Source organism: Kitasatospora fiedleri (assembly GCF_948472415.1).
Lineage (GTDB): Bacteria > Actinomycetota > Actinomycetes > Streptomycetales > Streptomycetaceae > Kitasatospora > Kitasatospora fiedleri.
In genome coordinates this window covers 3,392,426-3,408,870 of the sequence record NZ_OX419519.1, presented here as the reverse complement: position 1 = coordinate 3,408,870, position 16,445 = coordinate 3,392,426, and the positions used below count along the sequence as shown (strand labels likewise).

Here is a 16,445-nt window from a genome sequence, read left to right as displayed (position 1 = left end):
CCGTGTTCGAAGAATTCGCCATCGACTGTTCCGGCCGCTCCGCCGAGGAGATCGAGGCCGCCGCCCTCGCCTCGGTCGCCGCGCACCGGCTCGCCTACCTCCGCAACTTCCCGATCGAGGTGGACCGCTACATCGCCCTGCTGTCCCGGCTCGGCGAGCTGTGCCCCAACTACGCGGCCGGCTCGACCAAGGCCGCGTACGCGCTGCACGAGGCGATCAACGTGGTCCGCTGCCGGGCGCCGCAGGCCGAGGGGGTCGAGCGGGTCCAGGAGAAGGCCGGCTCGCTGCCCATGCACTCGGGCCGCTCCTTCGCCCGGCGCCGCCCGCTGTACCTGGCCATGCTGATGGCCGACCCGGGCTGGCAGGGCTTCGAGCCCGGCCGCAACGGGGAGTCCCTGCTGGTGCGCTGGGGCGACGTGCTGGCCGCGCTGCGCGAGCGCCACCCCGAGCACTGGGCCGAGGACCTGCGGCAGCTCACCGGCCTCGCGATGAGCTTCCCCGCCTCGCACCTCGACGAGGCCCCCTCCGAGCTGCCCTTCCTCTACCTGCCCGGCACCCCCCGGTACACCCCGGTGGCGGACGACTGCGCGGCCCGGCTGCCGCAGGACCTCGGGCGGCTGCGCAAGGCCGCCGGGGAGATCGAGGGCGGCGAGCGCTGGTTCGAGGCGGTCGAGCGCTTCCACGCCGCCGCCAACGACCCGGCCCTCCAGCAGGTCTACCTGATGCGCGCGGGCGACGTCGTGATCATCGACAACGACCGCCACGGGCACGGCCGGCAGCACGTGGTGGCGGCGCGGACCGCCGCCGACGGCCGGACCGAGGTCAATCCGCGCACCATCTGGAGCGTCAACATCCAGTGATCCGAACCAGGTTCGGTCCACTTCCCGCCAACTCACCATCCTGGAAAGAGACATGAGCACGGTAATCACGAGCTGCACCCGTGGTGCGCAGGAGCTGCCGGAGCGGCTGACGGCCGTCGAGGGCACCGGCCGCGCCGGTGACCTGGTGATCGCCCGGGTGGTCCGGGTCGGCGCCTACCCGCGGGTCGAGAACGTCCACGGCCGGGACGTCCGCATCCGGGTCGGCGACGAGGTCGTCGGCGTGCTGGGCGACCGCCACTCCACCACGTCGATCTACGGCGGCCTGCCCGAGGACGGCCTGGCCGTCAAGGCCGGCACCCCCGCCGACCTGCTGGCGGTGGGCGGGGTGGTCGGCATCGCGGCCTCCTCCCCGTCCTCGCTGGGCACGGCCACCGCGCTGGAGCTGACCGGCCTCGCCGCCGGCCCGGACGGACGGGTGCTGAGCCTGCGCCGGCAGGCCGCGACCGAGGCCCCGGCCACCCCGGTGGTGTTCGTCGGCGGCACCGCCGCCGAGGTCGGCAAGACCACCTTCGCCGCGGCGCTGGTGCACCACCTGGCCGCCCGGTACGGGGTGCGGGTGGGCGTCACCAAGCTGGCCGGCACCGGCCGGCTCCGCGACCTGCTGACCCTCGCCGACGCGGGCGCCCACTGCGCCGCCGACTTCGTGGACGCGGGCCTGGCCACCACCTACGGCCACACCGCGGACACCGTGGTCGGCGCGGCCCGGCACCTGGCGGCCCGGCTGACCGGGCAGGGCGCCGAGATCGTCGTCGCCGAACTCGGCGGCGACCTGTGGGGCGCCGGCATCCCGGACATCCTGCGCGACCCCGGCCTGGTCGCCGCGGCCCGGGCGCTGGTCCTGGTGCCCTCCGACACCATGGCCTCGCTCGGCGCGGACACCTGGCTGACCCGCAACGGCATCACCATCCCGCCGGTGCACGGCGTCCCGCACCGCAACGTGATGGCCGCCCGGGAACGGGTCGGCAGGGGCATGGGCGTCGAGCTGGTCGACCCGCACGACGAGCGGGACCTGGACCGCCTGGTCACCGGCCTGCTGCTGCCCGCGCTGCCCGCCCGCGCCGTCCCGGCCGGCACCCGGTGAGCGCCCCCGACCCGCACCTGGTGCTGCTGCTGGGCGCCGGCGGCATCTCCCCGGACGCCGCGCTGGCCTCCGCCCGGCGGGTGACCTCCGAGATCAGCGTGGTCTGGTACCAGGGCGGCCCGTCCGCCGCCGCGGCGCAGGCGCTGCGCACGGCCTGGAGCGCCGGCTGCACCGGCGAGTGGCTGACCGTCGCCGACCACCTGGCCGTCCCCGACCTGCTGGCGGAGCTGCACGCCCGCCGCCCGGTGCACGGCGTCGCCACCTTCGGCGAGCCGCTGATCGTGGCCCAGGCCGAGGCCCAGCGGCGCCTGGGCCTGCCCGGCAACCCGCCGGAGGCGGTCCGCACCGCGCAGTCCAAGCTGGCGCAGCGCCGCCGGCTGCGGGAGGCGGGCGTCGAGAAGATCCGCTTCCGGGAGGTCACCTGCGAGGCCGACCTCGCGGAGGCCGCCGCCGAGGTGGGCTTCCCCGCGGTGCTCAAGCCGGTGCACGGCGCGGCCAGCTTCCTGGTCGCCAAGGTCCACGACGAGGCCGAGCTGCGGGAGCGGCTGCGCGCCGCCCTGGACGCCTACCGCACCTCCCCGCTGTTCGACCCGGAGCCGCGGTTCGTCCTGGAGCAGCTGCTGGTCGGCGACGACTGGTACGGGCGGCCCGGGTTCGGCGACTACGTCAGCGTCGAGTCGCTGGTCGAGGACGGCCGGGTCCGGCACGTCGCGATCACCGACAAGCTCCCGCTCGACGCGTTCGTGGAGACCGGCCACCTGATGCCCACCTCGCTGCCCGAGGAGCGCCGCCGCCAGGTGCTGGAGCACGCCGGGCGGGTCATCGCGGCGATGGGCATCCGCTGGGGCGCCACCCACCTGGAGCTCAAGCTCACCCCGGACGGGCCCGCCTGCATCGAGCTGAACGCCCGGCTCGGCGGCCCGATCGGCCACCTGCTGCGGGCCTGCGCCGACACCGACATCGCGGCCGACGTCGTCCGGCTGGCGCTCGGCCGCCCGGCCGAGGGCGACTACCGGGCCGTCCGCCACGCGCTGTACCGCTCGGTGCCGCCGCCCGCCGAGGCGGTCACCCTGGTCCGGCAGACCCCGCGCGAGGAACTGCTGGCGGCCTTCCCGGAGCTGGTGTTCTGCAAGACCCGCTTCGCCCCCGGCGCCGAACTGCACCCGGACCGCCCGTACGGCGTCCTGACGTTCCTGCTGGCCGGCGAGGACCCGGCGCACTGCGCCGAGCTCGCCGAACGGGTGCTGGCCGCCCATCGGGCCGAGTACGCCCCGCTCGGCTGAGCCCGGCCGCCCCCACCCCCGAACCGACCGACGGAAGGTCAACATGCACACGTCCAGCGTGGGCGGCACCACCGCCCGCGACCTGCTGCACAGCCTGGTCGACCACGGCTACACGCTGGCCACCGGCGTCCCCTGCAGCCTGCTGAACGGCGCGTTCCGGCTGCTGGAGGAGCCCGGCGACGACCCGCGGCTGGCCGCCCTGCGCTACCTGCCCGCCCCCCGCGAGGACAGCGCCGTCGGCGTCGCCTCGGGCGCGGTGGTCGCCGGCGAGCAGGCCGTGGTCCTGATGCAGAACTCCGGGCTCGGCTACTGCCTGAACGTGCTCACCTCGTTCAACCTGATCTACGACGTGCCGGTGCTGCTCGTGGTCAGCTGGCGCGGCCACGACGGCAACGACGCGGTCGAGCACGACGTGATCGGCGCCGAACTCCTCGCGCTGCTCGACCTGTTCACGTTCCCCCACACCCTCCTCGACCCGGCCGACCCGGCCGGGTCGGTGGCCCGGGTGATCGACCAGATGAAGCGGGAGCAGCGCTGCGGCGTGCTCGTCGTCCGGGAAGGGATCTGATGACCGACCACCTGCTCACCCCCGGGCCCGCGCTGAGCCTCACCGAGGTGATCGGCGAGCTGCTCGACCGCCACCCGGACGCCGTCGTGGTCTCCACCTGCGGGTTCACCAGCCGGGAGCTGTTCAACGCGGCCGACCGGCCGGAGAACTTCTACCTGGTCGGCTCGATGGGCATGGCCGCCCCGGTCGCCCTCGGCATCGCGCTGGCCCGCCCCGGCCGCACCGTCATCGCCCTGGACGGCGACGGCTCGCTGCTGATGAACCTCGGCGTGCTCCCGCTGGTCGCCGCGTCCGGCACCGAGCTGCTGCACGTGGTGGTCGACAACGGCATGCACGAGAGCACCGGCGGCCAACTCACCGTCCGGCGCACCGACTTCGGCGCGCTGGCGCTGGCGGCCGGCTACCGGGCCGCCGTCCGGGTCGCCACCGCCGCCGAACTGCGCGCGGCCCGGCTCCCGGCCGGCCCGGTCCTGCTGCACGCCCTGACCGGCCCCCGCGCCGACGGCCCCGGGCGCCGGGTGACGCACACCCCGCAGGAGATCGTCGCGCGGGTCCACCGCGCCCTCAACCGTCCGGACGCGCTGCAGCCCGCGTCCTGACCCCGCCCCACCGTTCCCCCACTTCGTCCCGCCCCCTGAAGGAGCCCCCCATGTCCAAGAGCCGTACCCTGCGCGACGGCCTGAACGGTTCCGAGGTCATCCGCCTGGTGGGTGCGCACAGCGCACTGAGCGCCAAGCTCGGCCAGGACGCCGGCTTCGAGGCGATCTGGGCCAGCGGCCTGGAGATCTCCGCCAGCCGCGCCCTGCCGGACGCCAACGTGCTGTCCATGTCCGAGTGCCTGGAGGCCGCCGCCCAGATCGCCGACGCGGTGGACGTCCCGGTGCTGGCCGACTGCGACTCCGGCTTCGGCGGCGTCGGCAACGTCGCCCACATGGTCCGCTCGTACCAGGCTCGCGGCCTGGCCGGCGTCTGCATCGAGGACAAGCAGTTCCCCAAGCTCAACAGCTTCGTCGAGGGCCACCAGGACCTCGCCCCGATCGGCGACTTCGCCGCGAAGATCACCGCCGCCAAGGAGGCCCGCACCGGCGAGGACTTCGTGGTGGTCGCCCGGATCGAGGCGTTCATCGCGGGCGCCGGCCTGGACGAGGCGCTGCGCCGCGCCACGGTGTACGAGGCGGCCGGCGCGGACGCGCTGCTGATCCACTCCAAGCTCTCCACCCCCGAGGAGGTCTTCGCCTTCCGCGCGGCCTACACCGGCGCGCTCCCGGTCATCGTCGTCCCGACCACCTACCCGCAGGTCACCGCGGCCGAGCTGACCGAGCGCCGGTTCGGCGGCGTGATCTACGCCAACCAGGGGCTGCGCGCGGCGATCAGCGCCATGCGCGACGTGCTCGGCCAGATCGGCGCGGCCGGCTCGACCCACGCCGTGGAGGGGTCCATCGCCACCCTCAAGGACGTCTTCGCCCTGCAGAACGTGGACGCGCTGCTCGCCCGCCAGGAGCGGCACGACGCGCTGACCGCCCAGTACGCCGCCCTCGGCTGACCGAGCCGCCCGCCCCGCCTCGCCCCGCCCACGAAGGGATCACGATGGAGCCCCGCCTGACCGCCGGCCCCCGCCTCGCCGAAGCCCGCAACCACGTCGCCGGCCGGTGGTGCGGCGCCGCCTCGGGCCGCAGCCGGGACAACCGCAACCCCGGCGACCTCGCCGAGACCGTCAGCCGCAGCGCCGACTCCGCCGCGGCCGACGCGCTCGCGGCGGTCGCCGCCGCCCGGGCGGCGCTCGCGGCCTGGCGCTCGCTCGGACCGGTCCGGCGGGGCGAGGTGGTGCTGCGGGCGGCCCGGCTGGTGGCCGAGCGGCGCGCCGAGTTCGCCGCGGCGATCACCCGCGAGCAGGGCAAGCTCCCGCACGAGGCGCTGGGCGAGGTGGACCGCACCGTCGCGCTGCTGGAGTTCACGGCCGGCGAGGGCCGCCGCCTGGGCGGCGCCACCCTGCCCGCGGACGACCCGCGGACCCTGGCGCTGACCAGGCGCGACCCGATCGGGGTGGTCGCCCTGATCACCCCGTGGAACTTCCCGCTGGCCATCCCGGCCTGGAAGGTCGCCCCCGCCCTGCTGTCCGGCTGCACCGCCGTCCTCAAGCCCTCCCCGCTGACGCCGCTCACCGCGACCCTGCTGGTGGACTGCTTCGTCGAGGCCGGGGCCGGGCACGGCGTGCTGAACCTCGTGCACGGCGGGCGCGAGGTCGGCGAGGCCCTGGTCGACCACCCCGACGTGGCCGGCGTCTCCTTCACCGGCTCGGTCGAGGTCGGCCGGGCCATCCACGTCGCGGGTGCCCCGCGCTTCCTGCGCACCCAGCTGGAGATGGGCGGCAAGAACGCCGCCCTGGTGCTCGCCGACGCCGACCTCGACCGGGCCGCCGACGCGATCGTGGCCGGCGCCTTCGGCCAGGCCGGGCAGCGCTGCTCCGCGACCAGCCGGGTGGTCGTCGACCGCGCCGTCCACGACGCACTGGTCCGCCGCCTCGCCGCCCGCGCCGAGGCCCTGCGGGTGGGCCCCGGCACGGACCCGGACGCCCGGCTCGGGCCGGTGGTCAGCGCCGAACGCCTGCACGCCTGCCTGGAGGGCGTCCGGCGCGCCACCGCGGACGGCGCCACCGTGGTCACCGGCGGCGGCCGGCTCACCGAGGGCCTGCCGGACGGCTACTTCATGGCCCCGACCGTGCTGGACCTGGTCCGCCCGGACAGCCACGTCGCCCAGGAGGAGATCTTCGGCCCGGTCCTCTCGGTGATCACCTGCGACGGCCCCGAGGACGGCCTGCGGATCGTCAACGGGGTCCGCTACGGCATGGCCGCCGCCGTCTTCACCCGCGACACCTCCCTGGCCCTCGACGCCCTCGACCGGATCGACGTCGGCATGCTCCACGTCAACCGCCCGGGCGTCGGCGCCTACCCGCACATGCCGCACATCGGCGCCAAGGAGTCCCAGTACGGCCCGGCCGAGTGCTCGCCGCAGGTCTGGGACTTCTACACCGAACTGCGCAGCGCCTGCATCTCCTACTGAACCGGCCCGGCGGGCGCCGGGCGGCCCGGCTCCGGCCCGGCCCCCGCGCCCGGCTCCGGCCCGGCCCCCGCGCCCGCGTCCGGCCCCGCGCCCCGCCCCGCGTCCGGCCCCGGCGCGGCCACCCGGTGGACGAACGTCGCGGTCAGGAACGCCACCACCGCCGCGACGATCAGCAGCGGCATCGAGTCCGTCGCCTGGTCGCCCAGCAGGGCCGCCGCCAGCACCGTGCTGGTCACCGGCAGCCGGGTCACCGCCGCGCTGCCCGCCGCCAGCCCGGCCGCCAGCCCCGCCTCGGTGCCCAGGCCCGGCAGGCCGCCCGCCGCCACCCCGAGCGCCGCGCCCAGCAGCACCGCCGGGAAGATCGGGCCGCCGCGCAGCGACCCCAGCGCCACGCCCCAGCCCAGCCCCTTGAACAGCACCAGCGCCAGCAGCGCCCCCACCGGCCAGCCGTGCGGGTCCGCGGCCAGCTGCCCCAGCGTCGCCTGCCCGGACAGCGCCGCCTCCTCCGGCGACCGCCCCGTCACCAGCGCGTACCCGGCGACGCACCCGCCCACCAGCACCGCGCACAGCACCGTGCGGACCGCCGTCCGGTGCGCCGTGAACGCGGCGGAGCGGTGCCCCAGGGTCTGCCCCGCGACCAGCACCACCGCGATCACCACCGCCAGCGGCACCCCCCACAGGAAGTCCCCCGCGTCCGGCAGCCCCGCCCTCGGCACCGACGGCAGGCTCAGCGCGCCGATCGACAGCCCCGTCCAGTGCCCGAACCCGGTGAACACCAGCGCCCCCACCCCCGACGCCAGCAGGCACGGCAGCAGCAGCATCGTCAGCTGCGCCCCGCCCAGGCCCGCCGCCTCGATCATCATCACCGCCGCGACCAGCGGACTCCCGAAGATCGTCGCGATCGCCGCCGTCGACCCGGCCGCCCCCAGCATCGGCCCGAGCAGCGGACTGGCCGCCCGCTTCGCCGCGCTCACCGTCAGCAGCGCCAGCCCGCTGCCCAGCGCCATCAGCGGCGCCTCCGGGCCGAGCACCGCGCCCAGCGGCAGCGCCGCCAGCGCCGCCAGCACCACCGACGGCACCTCCACCGGCAGCGTCGGCGGCCCGCCCAGCCCCAGCACCGGCGTGTGCCCGCCGCGCCCCGGCATCCGGGTCACGATCGGCGCCAGCAGCAGACCGGCCAGCGCCAGCGCGGGCAGCGGCCACCACCAGGGCGCGCGCGCGTGGCCCAGCTTCCGCGGCAGCGACTCCCACACCCAGTGCTGCAAGGCGTGCTCCAGGCCGACGAACCCGAACGCCGCCAGCGAGACCGGCACCCCGACCAGCGCCGACACCAGCAGCAGCCGCCCGTACCCGGGGCTGCGGAGCAGCTCGCGCAGACCGGGCGGCGGGGCGGCGGAACCGGCGGCCTGTGCTGGCATCTGCACTCCCTGCTCTCGTCCGGCTGCTCCCGTCCGGCTGCTCCCGTCCGGCGGGCACGCGTCCTCCGACCGTCCGCCGCCGACCGGCCCCTCGGCCATCGGAGTGGCCCGAACGGGCGAGCACCCTCCCCACGGCCGTACGGTGGACGGAAGGAACGACCGAGGAGGACGCGATGCCCGGCTCCATGACCATCGGCCACACCGACACCCTCGTGATGCTCGGCCACGACGACGCCGCACGGCTCTCGTCCCTGCTCGCCGGCCTCTCCGCGCTGGCCGCGAGCGGACGCCTCTCCACCGAACAGCTCGCCGCCCTCGGCGGCGGCGAGGCCCCCGACCGCGCCGCCCTGGCCACCTGGTCCCGCACCCTCGCGGGCCACCTCCGCGACCACCTCTGAGCACGGCCCGGCCGGGCCCCGGCGCGCCCTACAGTGGCGGGATGGAACTCTCCTGGGTGACCGTCCCGACCCCGCTGCCGAGCGGGCCGATGCGGTTCGCGGTGACCGACCGGGGAGTGGCCGCCGCCAGCTACGTCTGCGACAGTCCGGTGCCGGAGTGCGCCGACGGGCGGAAGGCCGCGACGGTACGGGCCCGGGTCGGCGAGTACTTCGCCGGCGCGCGGCGCGAACTGGAGCTGCCGATCGACTGGCGGCTGGCCTCCGGCCCGCACCTGACCGTGCTGCGCCGCCTGTGGACCGACGTCGGCTGGGGGCGGACCGTCACCTACGGCGAACTCGCCACCCGCAGCGGGGTGTTCACCGAGCCGACCGAGCCGGGCGTCCCGGCCCGGACGGTCGGGCAGATGATGGGGGCCAACCCGCTGCCGCTGCTGGTGCCCTGCCACCGGGTGGTGGCCGCCGACGGGCTCGGCGGCTTCGGCGGGGCGTGGCACGGCGTGGAGACCAAGCGCTGGCTGCTCACCCTGGAGGGCGTGCTCCCGCCGACCCTGGACTGGTCCGGGCCGGAGCTTTAGGCCCTGTCCGGCCGATCTTGCCGGGCGCGCGACGCCGGGCATCCCTCCCCCAGCCCCAAGGGGGGCTGGGAGGTGCCCCTCGGAAGCACCGGCGAAACACCCGAGTACACCCAGTACGAGGGCGTTCCGCCGGCACTCCCAGCCGGGCGCCCGACGCCGCGCGCCGATCCGACAAGATCGACCGGACAGGGCCTAACCCGCCGCGGGCAGCAGCCGCGCGCCGAGACCGCCGACGCCGCTGACGCCGCCCCCGATGCCGCCGACGCCGACACCCCCACCGATACCGCCGACACCGCCGATCCGCTCCAGCGCGGGCGCCGCCGCCTGCCGGGGCAGCACCGCCTGGATGGTGGAGACCAGGGTGTAGTCGCCGAGCGTCAGCTCCTCCGCCGCGGGCAGCGACGGCCGGTTGCCCAGGGCGAGTTCGACGGCCGCGGCGGGCAGGTTGAGCCCGCACAGGCGCAGCTGGTGCAGGCCGCCGGACGGGCGGGTGTTGACGTCCAGGACCACCGGGCGGCCGGTGCCCCGCTCGTGCCGGAACTGCACGTTCGACAGGTGGCCGACGCCGAACTCCTCGACCAGGCGGCGGGCCGGGCCCAGGTAGGCCGGGTCGACGGTGAAGCCGCGGCGGCGGCCCTGCTTGGTGCGGCCGACCGCGGCCAGCACCCGGCCGCCCTGCTCGGCCAGGCAGTCGACGGACACCTCGGGGCCGTCCAGGTACGGCATCACCAGCAGCTCGGCCGGGGCCGCGGACCGCTCCAACGCGCCCAGCACCTGGTCGAGTTGGACCCGGGTGTCCACGTACCCGGAGAGCCGCCCGAGGTGGAACGGCTCGCGGGTCAGGACCCGGAAGCCCTCGCCGCCCGCGCCGCTGGCCGGCTTCAGGCAGGCCGTCATCCCGGTCGCCTCGATCTCCTCGACGGCGGCGAGCAGGTCGGCGGCGGTGTCGGCCTGCCGCCACAGCGGGGTGGGCAGCCCGGCCGCGTCCAGCGCCCGGTAGCCGTCGGCCTTGCTGGTGAACAGCGAGATCGCCGGGGCGGGCGGGCAGACCAGCGCGGTGCCCAGCGCCTCGAAGTCGCGGCGGCGCAGCGATATCGCCAACTGGTGCAGCCGCGGCAGGAACACGTCCACGTCGTGCCGGGCGCAGAATTCCAGCGCGAATTCCACGTACCCTTCGGCGCTCAGCCCGTCGGGTTCCAGGGCGCCGAGATCGGCGGCGGCGAGCACCGGGGAGTCGGGGTCGACGTGGGTGGCCAGGACGTGCACCGGTCGCGGCGCGGCCCGCAGCAGGTCGATGAAGAAGACGTTCTCGGCGTAGGTGCGGTTCAGCCAGACGCGGACGGGCGCGGTCACGAGGGGTCTCCCTGGAGAAGGGCGTGCCGATGGGAGGTCACCGACCGGTTCGCCTGCGCTGCGGCGGCGGTCACCACGCGGTGAGGGGGCCACCTTAGCGCTGTTCCGGGCGGATTCGAACAGGGGGCCGGTGAGCAGCGCGGACGCCCGGAACGAGGGCCCGCGGGAGCGCCCGGAAAAGGCCCCCGGAGCGGGCCCGGACCGCCCGCCGACCGGCCCGGCGCGCTGGTCGCGCCCGCCGTGCCCGCGTACCCGAATCACCCCCACGAGTGATTGCCGCCTCACCTGAACGGCCGTCAGCATGGTTGCCGCAACGTGCCGTCGACACGATCTAGGGGCCCCGCGGAAATGACGACCGAAACCACCACCGAAATTCCCCGGGCGGAGCAGCGGAGCAGCCTCTCGGTGGCGGCGGCCAAGAACCTCGCGTCGACCACCAAGTCGGCCCCGCAGATGCAGGAGATCAGCAACCGCTGGCTGCTGCGCGCCCTGCCCTGGGTCGAGGTCTCCGGCGGCACCTACCGGGTCAACCGGCGGCTGTCGTACGCGGTCGGCCGCGGCCGGGTGGGCTTCGTGCAGGACGGCCGCCGGGTCTCGGTCGTCCCGCCCACCCTGCGCGAGGTCCCGGTGCTGCGCGGCTTCGCGGACGACGCGCTGCTCACCGAGCTGGCCGGCCGCTTCGTCCAGCGCGACTTCGCCGCGGGCGAGGTGCTGGTCGAGCAGGGCGGCGAGATCGACCAGGTCTACCTGATCGCGCACGGCAAGGTCGACAAGCTCGGCACCGGCAAGTACGGCGACCCCACCGTGCTGGGCACCTTCGCCGACGGCGACCACCTCGGCGACGAGGCGCTCACCGTCGCCGACCGCCGCTGGCCCTACAGCGTCCGGGCCACCACCGCCGGCACCGCGATGGTGCTCCCCTGGCCCGCCTTCCAGGAACTCGCCGACCGCTCCCCGGCGCTGCGCGACCAGATCCTCGCCTTCCTCGCCGACGCGCAGCTCCCGCAGACCCACAAGGGCGAGGCCGCGATCGGCATGTCGGCCGGGCACGAGGGCGAGTTCGAGCTGCCCACCGCCTTCGTCGACTACGAACCCGCCCCGCGCGAGTACGAGTTGAGCGTCGCCCAGACGGTGCTGCGGGTGCACAGCCGGGTCGCCGACCTCTACAACCAGCCGATGGACCAGACCGAGCACCAGCTCCGGCTGACCGTCGAGGCGCTGCGCGAGCGGCAGGAGCACGAGCTGGTCAACAACCCGGAGTTCGGCCTGCTGGCCAACGCCGAGTACGGCCAGCGCATCCAGACCCACTCCGGCCCGCCCACCCCCGACGACCTGGACGAACTGCTCTGCCGCCGGCGCAGCACCAAGTTCTACCTCGCCCACCCCAAGGCGATCGCCGCCTTCGGCCGGGAGTGCAACAGCCGCGGCCTGTACCCCGAGGCGATCCGGTTCGAGGGCCGGACGGTGCCCAGCTGGCGCGGCGTCCCGATCCTCACCTGCACCAAGATCCCGGTGGTCGACGGCACCACCTCGATCCTGGCGATGCGCGTCGGCGAGGACAACCAGGGCGTGGTCGGCCTGCGCCCCGGCACCCTCCCGGACCAGGTCGAGCCGGGCCTGAACGTCCGCTTCATGGGCATCGACGAGAAGGCGGTCGTCTCCTACCTGGTCAGCGCCTACTACTCGGCCGCGATCCTCGTCCCCGACGCGATCGGCGTCCTGGAGAACGTGGACGTCGACCACCGGCGCTGACCACCCGGGCGGGCCCACCGTCCTGGGCCCGCCCCTTCCACCGCCTGACCGCCCGTCAGCGCGCATTCCTGCCGCCCCGCAGCCGGGGCCGGCCGAGGGGGAGGACTTCACCATGGCCATCACCGTGCCCGAACGCGACCAGCACGGGGCCGCCGCCACCGACGGGGGCCGGGACACCGCCGAGGCGCTGGCCCTGCTCGACCGGGCCCGCGGCACCGTCGGCCCCGCGCTGCGCGCCGCCGTCGACACCCTGCCCGAGTCCATGCGGCGGATCTCCGGCTACCACCTGGGCTGGTTGGAGGCCGACGGCAGCCCCGGCGCGGCCGGCACCGGCAAGGCGATCCGCCCGGCGCTGGTCCTCGCCGCGACCACCGCGGTCGGCGGCCGCCCGCAGGACGCGGTCCGCGCCGCCACCGCCGTCGAGCTGGTGCACAACTTCACCCTGCTGCACGACGACGTTCTCGACCGCGACCACACCCGCCGCCACCGCCCCACCGCCTGGCGGGTGTTCGGCACCACCGGCGCCATCCTGGCCGGCGACGCCATGCACTCGCTGGCCCTGCGGGTGCTCGCCGAGGACCCGCACCCGGCCGCCGCCGCGTCGGTCCGCCGCCTCGCCAACTGCGTGGTCGAACTCTGCGCCGGCCAGCAGGCCGACTGCTCCTTCGAGCAGCGCGCCGACGTCACCCTCGCCGAGTGCCTCGGCATGGCCGAGGGCAAGACCGGCGCCCTGCTCGGCTGCGCCTGCGCGCTCGGCGCGCTGTACGCGGGCGCGGACGCCGGGACCGCCGACGCGATGGACGCCTTCGGTCGCGAGATCGGGCTGGCCTTCCAGCTGATCGACGACCTGATCGGCATCTGGGGCGACCCCGCGGTCACCGGCAAGCCGGTCGGCGCCGACCTCGCCGCCCGCAAGAAGTCCCTCCCGGTGGTGCACGCCCTCTCCTCCGGCACCCCCGCCGGCGCGGAACTCGCCGCGCTCTACGCCACCGGCCGCCCGCTCAGCCCCGCCGAACTCGCCGCCGCCGCCGACGCGGTCGACCGGGCCGGCGGCCGGGCCTGGGCCCAGGCGGAGAGCTGCGAGCGGATGGCCGCCGCCATCGCCCACCTCGCCACCGCCGTCCCCGACCCCTCCCGCGCCGACGACCTGCTCGCCCTCGCCGAACTCGTCACCCGCCGGGCGTACTGAGCGCACCCGCCACCACCCGGGCGGCGGCGCGTTCACCCGCGCGGCGCGTTCACCCGCGCGGCGCGAGCAGCCGGTCGACCAGGGTGTCGACCAGTTCGGGGCGGGCGGGCGCCCCCGTCATCGCGGCGTACACCAGCGGGCCGGTCAGCGCGTCCAGGGCCGCGTCGAGGCCGAGCGCCGGGGCGAGTTCCCCGGCGTCCACCGCGGCGGCCAGCCAGGCGCGCTCCTGCTCGCGGCGCGGTGCGAGGTGGCGCCGGTGCAGGGACGCCGCGGTGCCGGGGTCGTGCTGCGCCTGGGCGAGCAGGGTGAGCAGCACCTTGCCGGCCGGGTCCCGGTCGAGGAACCGGGCGAAGTCGTGCAGGTAGCCGCGGACGGCCGCGGCGGTGGGCCGGTCGGCGGGGACGGGGAGCGTCTTGGCGCTGTCCTCGATCAGGGTGTCGAGCAGGATCTCCACCTTGGAGGGCCACCAGCGGTAGATGGTCTGCTTGGCGACCCCGGCCCGCCGGGCGATCGCCTCCACGGTCAGCGCGGCGAAGCCCTGTTCGGCGAGCAGGTCGTCGGCGGCGTGCAGCACGGCCAGCCGGGCGGCCTCGTCGCGCCGGTTGCCGGAGCGCGCCCGGGGGGCCGGGGGCTCCGGGGTCGGCGGGGTCGGCGGGGTGCTGGTGGCGGACATGCCCGCCACCCTAGGCCCTGTCCGGTCGATCTTGCCGGGCGCGCGACGCCGGGCATCCCGGCTGGAAGCACCGGCGAAACACCCGAGTACACCCAGTACGAGGGCGTTCCGCCGGCACTCCCAGCCGGGCGCCCGACGCCGCGCGCTGATCCGGCAAGATCGACCGGACAGGGCCTAGCGGCCGGAACCCGCCCTGCCCGGACGCGGCGTTGTGTCTAGACGCGACGTTGCGTCTAGACTAGGGAGCGACCGCGCGGGCCCCCGCGCCGCTCCCCGAGGAGACCCGATGACCCACCCGGCCCCGCCGCCCCGCCGCGCCCTCGTGGTCGGTGCCTCCCGCGGCCTCGGACTGGTCCTGGCCGAGGAACTCGCCCGCCGCGGCTGGCAGGTGGTGGCCACCGCCCGCGCGGACCGCGGCGGGCTCCCGGCCGCCGTCCGGGCCGCCGGCGGCCGGCTCGCGGTGGAGACCCTGGAGGTCACCGACGCCGCCGCCCTCGCCGCCCTGCGCGGGCGCCTGGCGGGCCGCCCGCTCGACCTGCTCTTCGTCAACGCGGCGATCGACCGGGGGGACCGGCCGATCGACGAGGTCCCCACCGAGGTGTTCACCGAGGTGATGACCGTCAACGCGCTGGCCCCGCTGCGGGTCCTGGCCGCCCTGCGCGGGCTGGTCGTCCCGGGCGGCACGGTCGCCGTGATGTCCTCCGAGCAGGGCAGCGTCTCGCTCAACACCGAGGGCGGCTACGAGCTGTACAAGGCCAGCAAGGCGGCGCTGAACCAGCTGATGCGCAGCTACGCGACCCGGCACGCCGACGACGGCCACACCAAGCTGCTGATCGACCCCGGCCACAACCGCACCCGGCTGGGCGGCCCCGACGCGCCGCTCGACCCCCGGCGGAGCGTCCCCGCGGTGGTCGACGTCCTGGAGGCGCAGGCCGGGACGCCCGGGCTGCGCTTCCTGGACCGGCACGGCGCGCCGGTGCCGTGGTGAGGCGGGCGACGCTCAGGCGCGCCCCAGCAGTTCCCGCTCCTTCGCCGGGTCGATCCCCAGCGGGGTGTCCAGCTGCCGGTAGGAGACCTCCGCGCGACCGCCGGACTCCAGCCAGGCCCAGGTGTCGGTGACGGTGTCGAGCAGCGGGCGCACCCGCAGGCCCGCGGCGAGGGCGGTGGCGGGGTCGGCCCGCCAGGTGCCGTGCCAGCCCTCGGTGGCGGGGGCCCAGAGCGGGAGCTCGGTCCACGGGGAGACCCCGGCGGCGAGCAACTCGTCGTCCGGGGTCCAGGCGAACTCGGCGTCTGAGCCGGTCGCGGTGCGGCACGCGGCGAGGAGTTCGCCGGTGGTGGCCGAGCCGATCGGCGCGGTGGTGAGGTAGCGGCCGGCCGCCCGCCGCTCGGCCAGGTCGAGGCCGAAGGCGGCGAAGTCGCGGGCGTCGATCAGGCTGATCGGGCGGTCGGGGGCGCCGGGGGCCAGGACGGGGCCGCCGCGGGCGATCCGGTCGAGCCACCAGGGCAGCCGGCCGATGGGCTCGTGCGGGCCGATCAGCAGGCCGCAGTTGAGGATCGCGGCCGGTCCGTCGAAGGTGTCCCGCAGGGCGCGCTCGCAGCCGGCCTTGAGCGCGTTGGCGAAGGGCTGGTCGGGCGGGAGGTCGCCGGGGCAGTCGAGGGTGGCGGAGTCGGCGTCGACGGGACGGGCGGGCCAGTCGGCGAAGGCGTGGACCGAGGAGACGAAGCCGTAGTGCCCGGCCCGGCCGCTGAGCAGCCGGGCGGCGGTGGCCACGTCGTGCGGCTGCTGGCCGGAGGTGTCGACGACGGCGTCCCACCGGCGGCCGCCGACCAGGCGGTGCAGGTCGGCGAGGTCGGTGCGGTCGCCGTGGACGGCCTCGACGCCGGGCGGGTCGGCCCGGCTGACGCCGCGGTTGAAGGTGGTGACGCGGTGGCCGCGGGCGAGCGCCGCCGCGGCGTAGGCGCGGCCGAGGAACGCGGAGCCGCCGAGCAGAAGGATGTCCATGCCTCCGAGGGTCTCCGGGCCGGGCCCGGTCCATGCGCCGCGTTCACCGGGAGCGGAGCGGTTCTGCCGGGGGCAGACCGCGGACCGGCTGACGGGCCGTCGGCTTCCCGGCGTGCCGGACCGGAGGGGAGCGCATAGCATCCCGGTGTACCGGTATGTCGGAATGTTCCCTTTCTGGGGGGAGGAGGGCGGGCGAGAGGGGGAACCCGGCG

The 16,445-nt window shown here is 76.1% G+C and carries 16 protein-coding genes; 12 read left to right on the top strand and 4 right to left on the bottom strand.

The window, feature by feature from the left end; all coding sequences use genetic code 11:
- The first annotated feature begins 2 nt into the window (after positions 1–2).
- Genes QMQ26_RS15720 through QMQ26_RS15690 form a run of 7 tightly spaced genes read left to right on the top strand, consistent with a single transcriptional unit; the run spans position 3 to position 6,873 of the window.
- Positions 3–860 carry a TauD/TfdA family dioxygenase gene (locus QMQ26_RS15720; protein ID WP_282206068.1) on the top strand — a complete coding sequence of 286 codons (858 nt, stop codon included), beginning with the start codon at positions 3–5 and terminating at the stop codon, positions 858–860.
- Positions 861–912: 52 nt separating this feature from the next.
- The gene (locus QMQ26_RS15715; protein ID WP_282206067.1) at positions 913–1,962 is read left to right on the top strand and encodes a hypothetical protein; all 1,050 of its coding nucleotides are present in this window, start codon (positions 913–915) and stop codon (positions 1,960–1,962) included.
- Complete coding sequence (locus QMQ26_RS15710; protein ID WP_282206066.1) at positions 1,959–3,245, top strand: ATP-grasp domain-containing protein; 1,287 nt, start codon at positions 1,959–1,961, stop codon at positions 3,243–3,245. Before QMQ26_RS15715 ends, QMQ26_RS15710 begins: the two co-directional genes overlap by 4 nt.
- Before the next feature lie 43 nt (positions 3,246–3,288).
- Complete coding sequence (locus QMQ26_RS15705; protein WP_282206065.1) at positions 3,289–3,813, top strand: thiamine pyrophosphate-binding protein; 525 nt, start codon at positions 3,289–3,291, stop codon at positions 3,811–3,813.
- Positions 3,813–4,412 (top strand): thiamine pyrophosphate-dependent enzyme, encoded by a 600-nt coding sequence (locus tag QMQ26_RS15700; RefSeq protein WP_282206064.1) that lies wholly within the window; start codon positions 3,813–3,815, stop codon positions 4,410–4,412. Before QMQ26_RS15705 ends, QMQ26_RS15700 begins: the two co-directional genes overlap by 1 nt.
- Positions 4,413–4,462: 50 nt before the next feature.
- Complete coding sequence (locus QMQ26_RS15695) at positions 4,463–5,356, top strand: isocitrate lyase/phosphoenolpyruvate mutase family protein (protein WP_100837665.1); 894 nt, start codon at positions 4,463–4,465, stop codon at positions 5,354–5,356.
- Between the two features lie 44 nt (positions 5,357–5,400).
- On the top strand, positions 5,401–6,873 hold the full coding sequence (locus QMQ26_RS15690; protein WP_282206063.1) for an aldehyde dehydrogenase family protein: 1,473 nt from the start codon (positions 5,401–5,403) through the stop codon (positions 6,871–6,873).
- Here QMQ26_RS15690 and QMQ26_RS15685 read toward each other — a convergent pair.
- The gene (locus QMQ26_RS15685) at positions 6,867–8,291 is read right to left on the bottom strand and encodes a chloride channel protein (protein WP_282206062.1); all 1,425 of its coding nucleotides are present in this window, start codon (positions 8,289–8,291) and stop codon (positions 6,867–6,869) included. The two genes, QMQ26_RS15690 and QMQ26_RS15685, sit on opposite strands and share 7 nt — an antisense overlap.
- 173 nt (positions 8,292–8,464) lie before the next feature.
- Here QMQ26_RS15685 and QMQ26_RS15680 point away from each other — a divergent pair, with 173 nt between their 5' ends.
- Entirely contained in the window at positions 8,465–8,689 is a 225-nt protein-coding gene (locus tag QMQ26_RS15680; RefSeq protein WP_100837668.1) for a hypothetical protein, read from the top strand.
- Between the two features lie 41 nt (positions 8,690–8,730).
- Positions 8,731–9,264: a methylated-DNA--[protein]-cysteine S-methyltransferase gene (locus tag QMQ26_RS15675; RefSeq protein WP_282206061.1), complete on the top strand. Its 534-nt coding sequence runs from the start codon at positions 8,731–8,733 to the stop codon at positions 9,262–9,264.
- Positions 9,265–9,456: 192 nt separating this feature from the next.
- On the opposite strand, the gene QMQ26_RS15670 is transcribed toward QMQ26_RS15675, so the two are convergent.
- Positions 9,457–10,617 carry an ATP-grasp domain-containing protein gene (locus tag QMQ26_RS15670; protein ID WP_282206060.1) on the bottom strand — a complete coding sequence of 387 codons (1,161 nt, stop codon included), beginning with the start codon at positions 10,615–10,617 and terminating at the stop codon, positions 9,457–9,459.
- A gap of 348 nt (positions 10,618–10,965) precedes the next feature.
- Here QMQ26_RS15670 and QMQ26_RS15665 point away from each other — a divergent pair, with 348 nt between their 5' ends.
- Positions 10,966–12,369 carry a family 2B encapsulin nanocompartment shell protein gene (locus tag QMQ26_RS15665; protein ID WP_282206059.1) on the top strand — a complete coding sequence of 468 codons (1,404 nt, stop codon included), beginning with the start codon at positions 10,966–10,968 and terminating at the stop codon, positions 12,367–12,369.
- A gap of 112 nt (positions 12,370–12,481) precedes the next feature.
- Positions 12,482–13,558, top strand: coding sequence for a family 2 encapsulin nanocompartment cargo protein polyprenyl transferase (locus QMQ26_RS15660; protein ID WP_282206058.1), 1,077 nt, complete (start codon positions 12,482–12,484; stop codon positions 13,556–13,558).
- A 49-nt stretch (positions 13,559–13,607) separates the two neighbouring features.
- Here QMQ26_RS15660 and QMQ26_RS15655 read toward each other — a convergent pair whose 3' ends face one another.
- Positions 13,608–14,231 (bottom strand): TetR/AcrR family transcriptional regulator, encoded by a 624-nt coding sequence (locus tag QMQ26_RS15655; protein WP_282206057.1) that lies wholly within the window; start codon positions 14,229–14,231, stop codon positions 13,608–13,610.
- A gap of 286 nt (positions 14,232–14,517) precedes the next feature.
- Between QMQ26_RS15655 and QMQ26_RS15650 the strand changes: the two genes are divergently transcribed.
- A complete protein-coding gene (locus tag QMQ26_RS15650) occupies positions 14,518–15,219 on the top strand; it encodes an SDR family NAD(P)-dependent oxidoreductase (RefSeq protein WP_100837672.1) in 702 nt (233 codons plus the stop codon).
- A 12-nt stretch (positions 15,220–15,231) separates the two neighbouring features.
- Here QMQ26_RS15650 and QMQ26_RS15645 read toward each other — a convergent pair whose 3' ends face one another.
- Entirely contained in the window at positions 15,232–16,233 is a 1,002-nt protein-coding gene (locus QMQ26_RS15645) for an NAD-dependent epimerase/dehydratase family protein (RefSeq protein WP_282206056.1), read from the bottom strand.
- Positions 16,234–16,445 lie beyond the last annotated feature (212 nt).

Bases quoted from the DNA above. Each gene is read 5' to 3' on its own strand.
- QMQ26_RS15695 (WP_100837665.1), top strand. From the start codon at position 4,463: ATGTCCAAGAGCCGTACCCTGCGCGACGGCCTGAACGGTTCCGAGGTC.
- QMQ26_RS15660 (WP_282206058.1), top strand. From the start codon at position 12,482: ATGGCCATCACCGTGCCCGAACGCGACCAGCACGGGGCCGCCGCCACC.
- QMQ26_RS15650 (WP_100837672.1), top strand. From the start codon at position 14,518: ATGACCCACCCGGCCCCGCCGCCCCGCCGCGCCCTCGTGGTCGGTGCC.
- QMQ26_RS15645 (WP_282206056.1), bottom strand. From the start codon at position 16,233: ATGGACATCCTTCTGCTCGGCGGCTCCGCGTTCCTCGGCCGCGCCTAC.
- QMQ26_RS15700 (WP_282206064.1), top strand. From the start codon at position 3,813: ATGACCGACCACCTGCTCACCCCCGGGCCCGCGCTGAGCCTCACCGAG.
- QMQ26_RS15655 (WP_282206057.1), bottom strand. From the start codon at position 14,231: ATGTCCGCCACCAGCACCCCGCCGACCCCGCCGACCCCGGAGCCCCCG.
- QMQ26_RS15705 (WP_282206065.1), top strand. From the start codon at position 3,289: ATGCACACGTCCAGCGTGGGCGGCACCACCGCCCGCGACCTGCTGCAC.
- QMQ26_RS15685 (WP_282206062.1), bottom strand. From the start codon at position 8,291: ATGCCAGCACAGGCCGCCGGTTCCGCCGCCCCGCCGCCCGGTCTGCGC.
- QMQ26_RS15715 (WP_282206067.1), top strand. From the start codon at position 913: ATGAGCACGGTAATCACGAGCTGCACCCGTGGTGCGCAGGAGCTGCCG.
- QMQ26_RS15680 (WP_100837668.1), top strand. From the start codon at position 8,465: ATGCCCGGCTCCATGACCATCGGCCACACCGACACCCTCGTGATGCTC.
- QMQ26_RS15690 (WP_282206063.1), top strand. From the start codon at position 5,401: ATGGAGCCCCGCCTGACCGCCGGCCCCCGCCTCGCCGAAGCCCGCAAC.
- QMQ26_RS15675 (WP_282206061.1), top strand. From the start codon at position 8,731: ATGGAACTCTCCTGGGTGACCGTCCCGACCCCGCTGCCGAGCGGGCCG.
- QMQ26_RS15665 (WP_282206059.1), top strand. From the start codon at position 10,966: ATGACGACCGAAACCACCACCGAAATTCCCCGGGCGGAGCAGCGGAGC.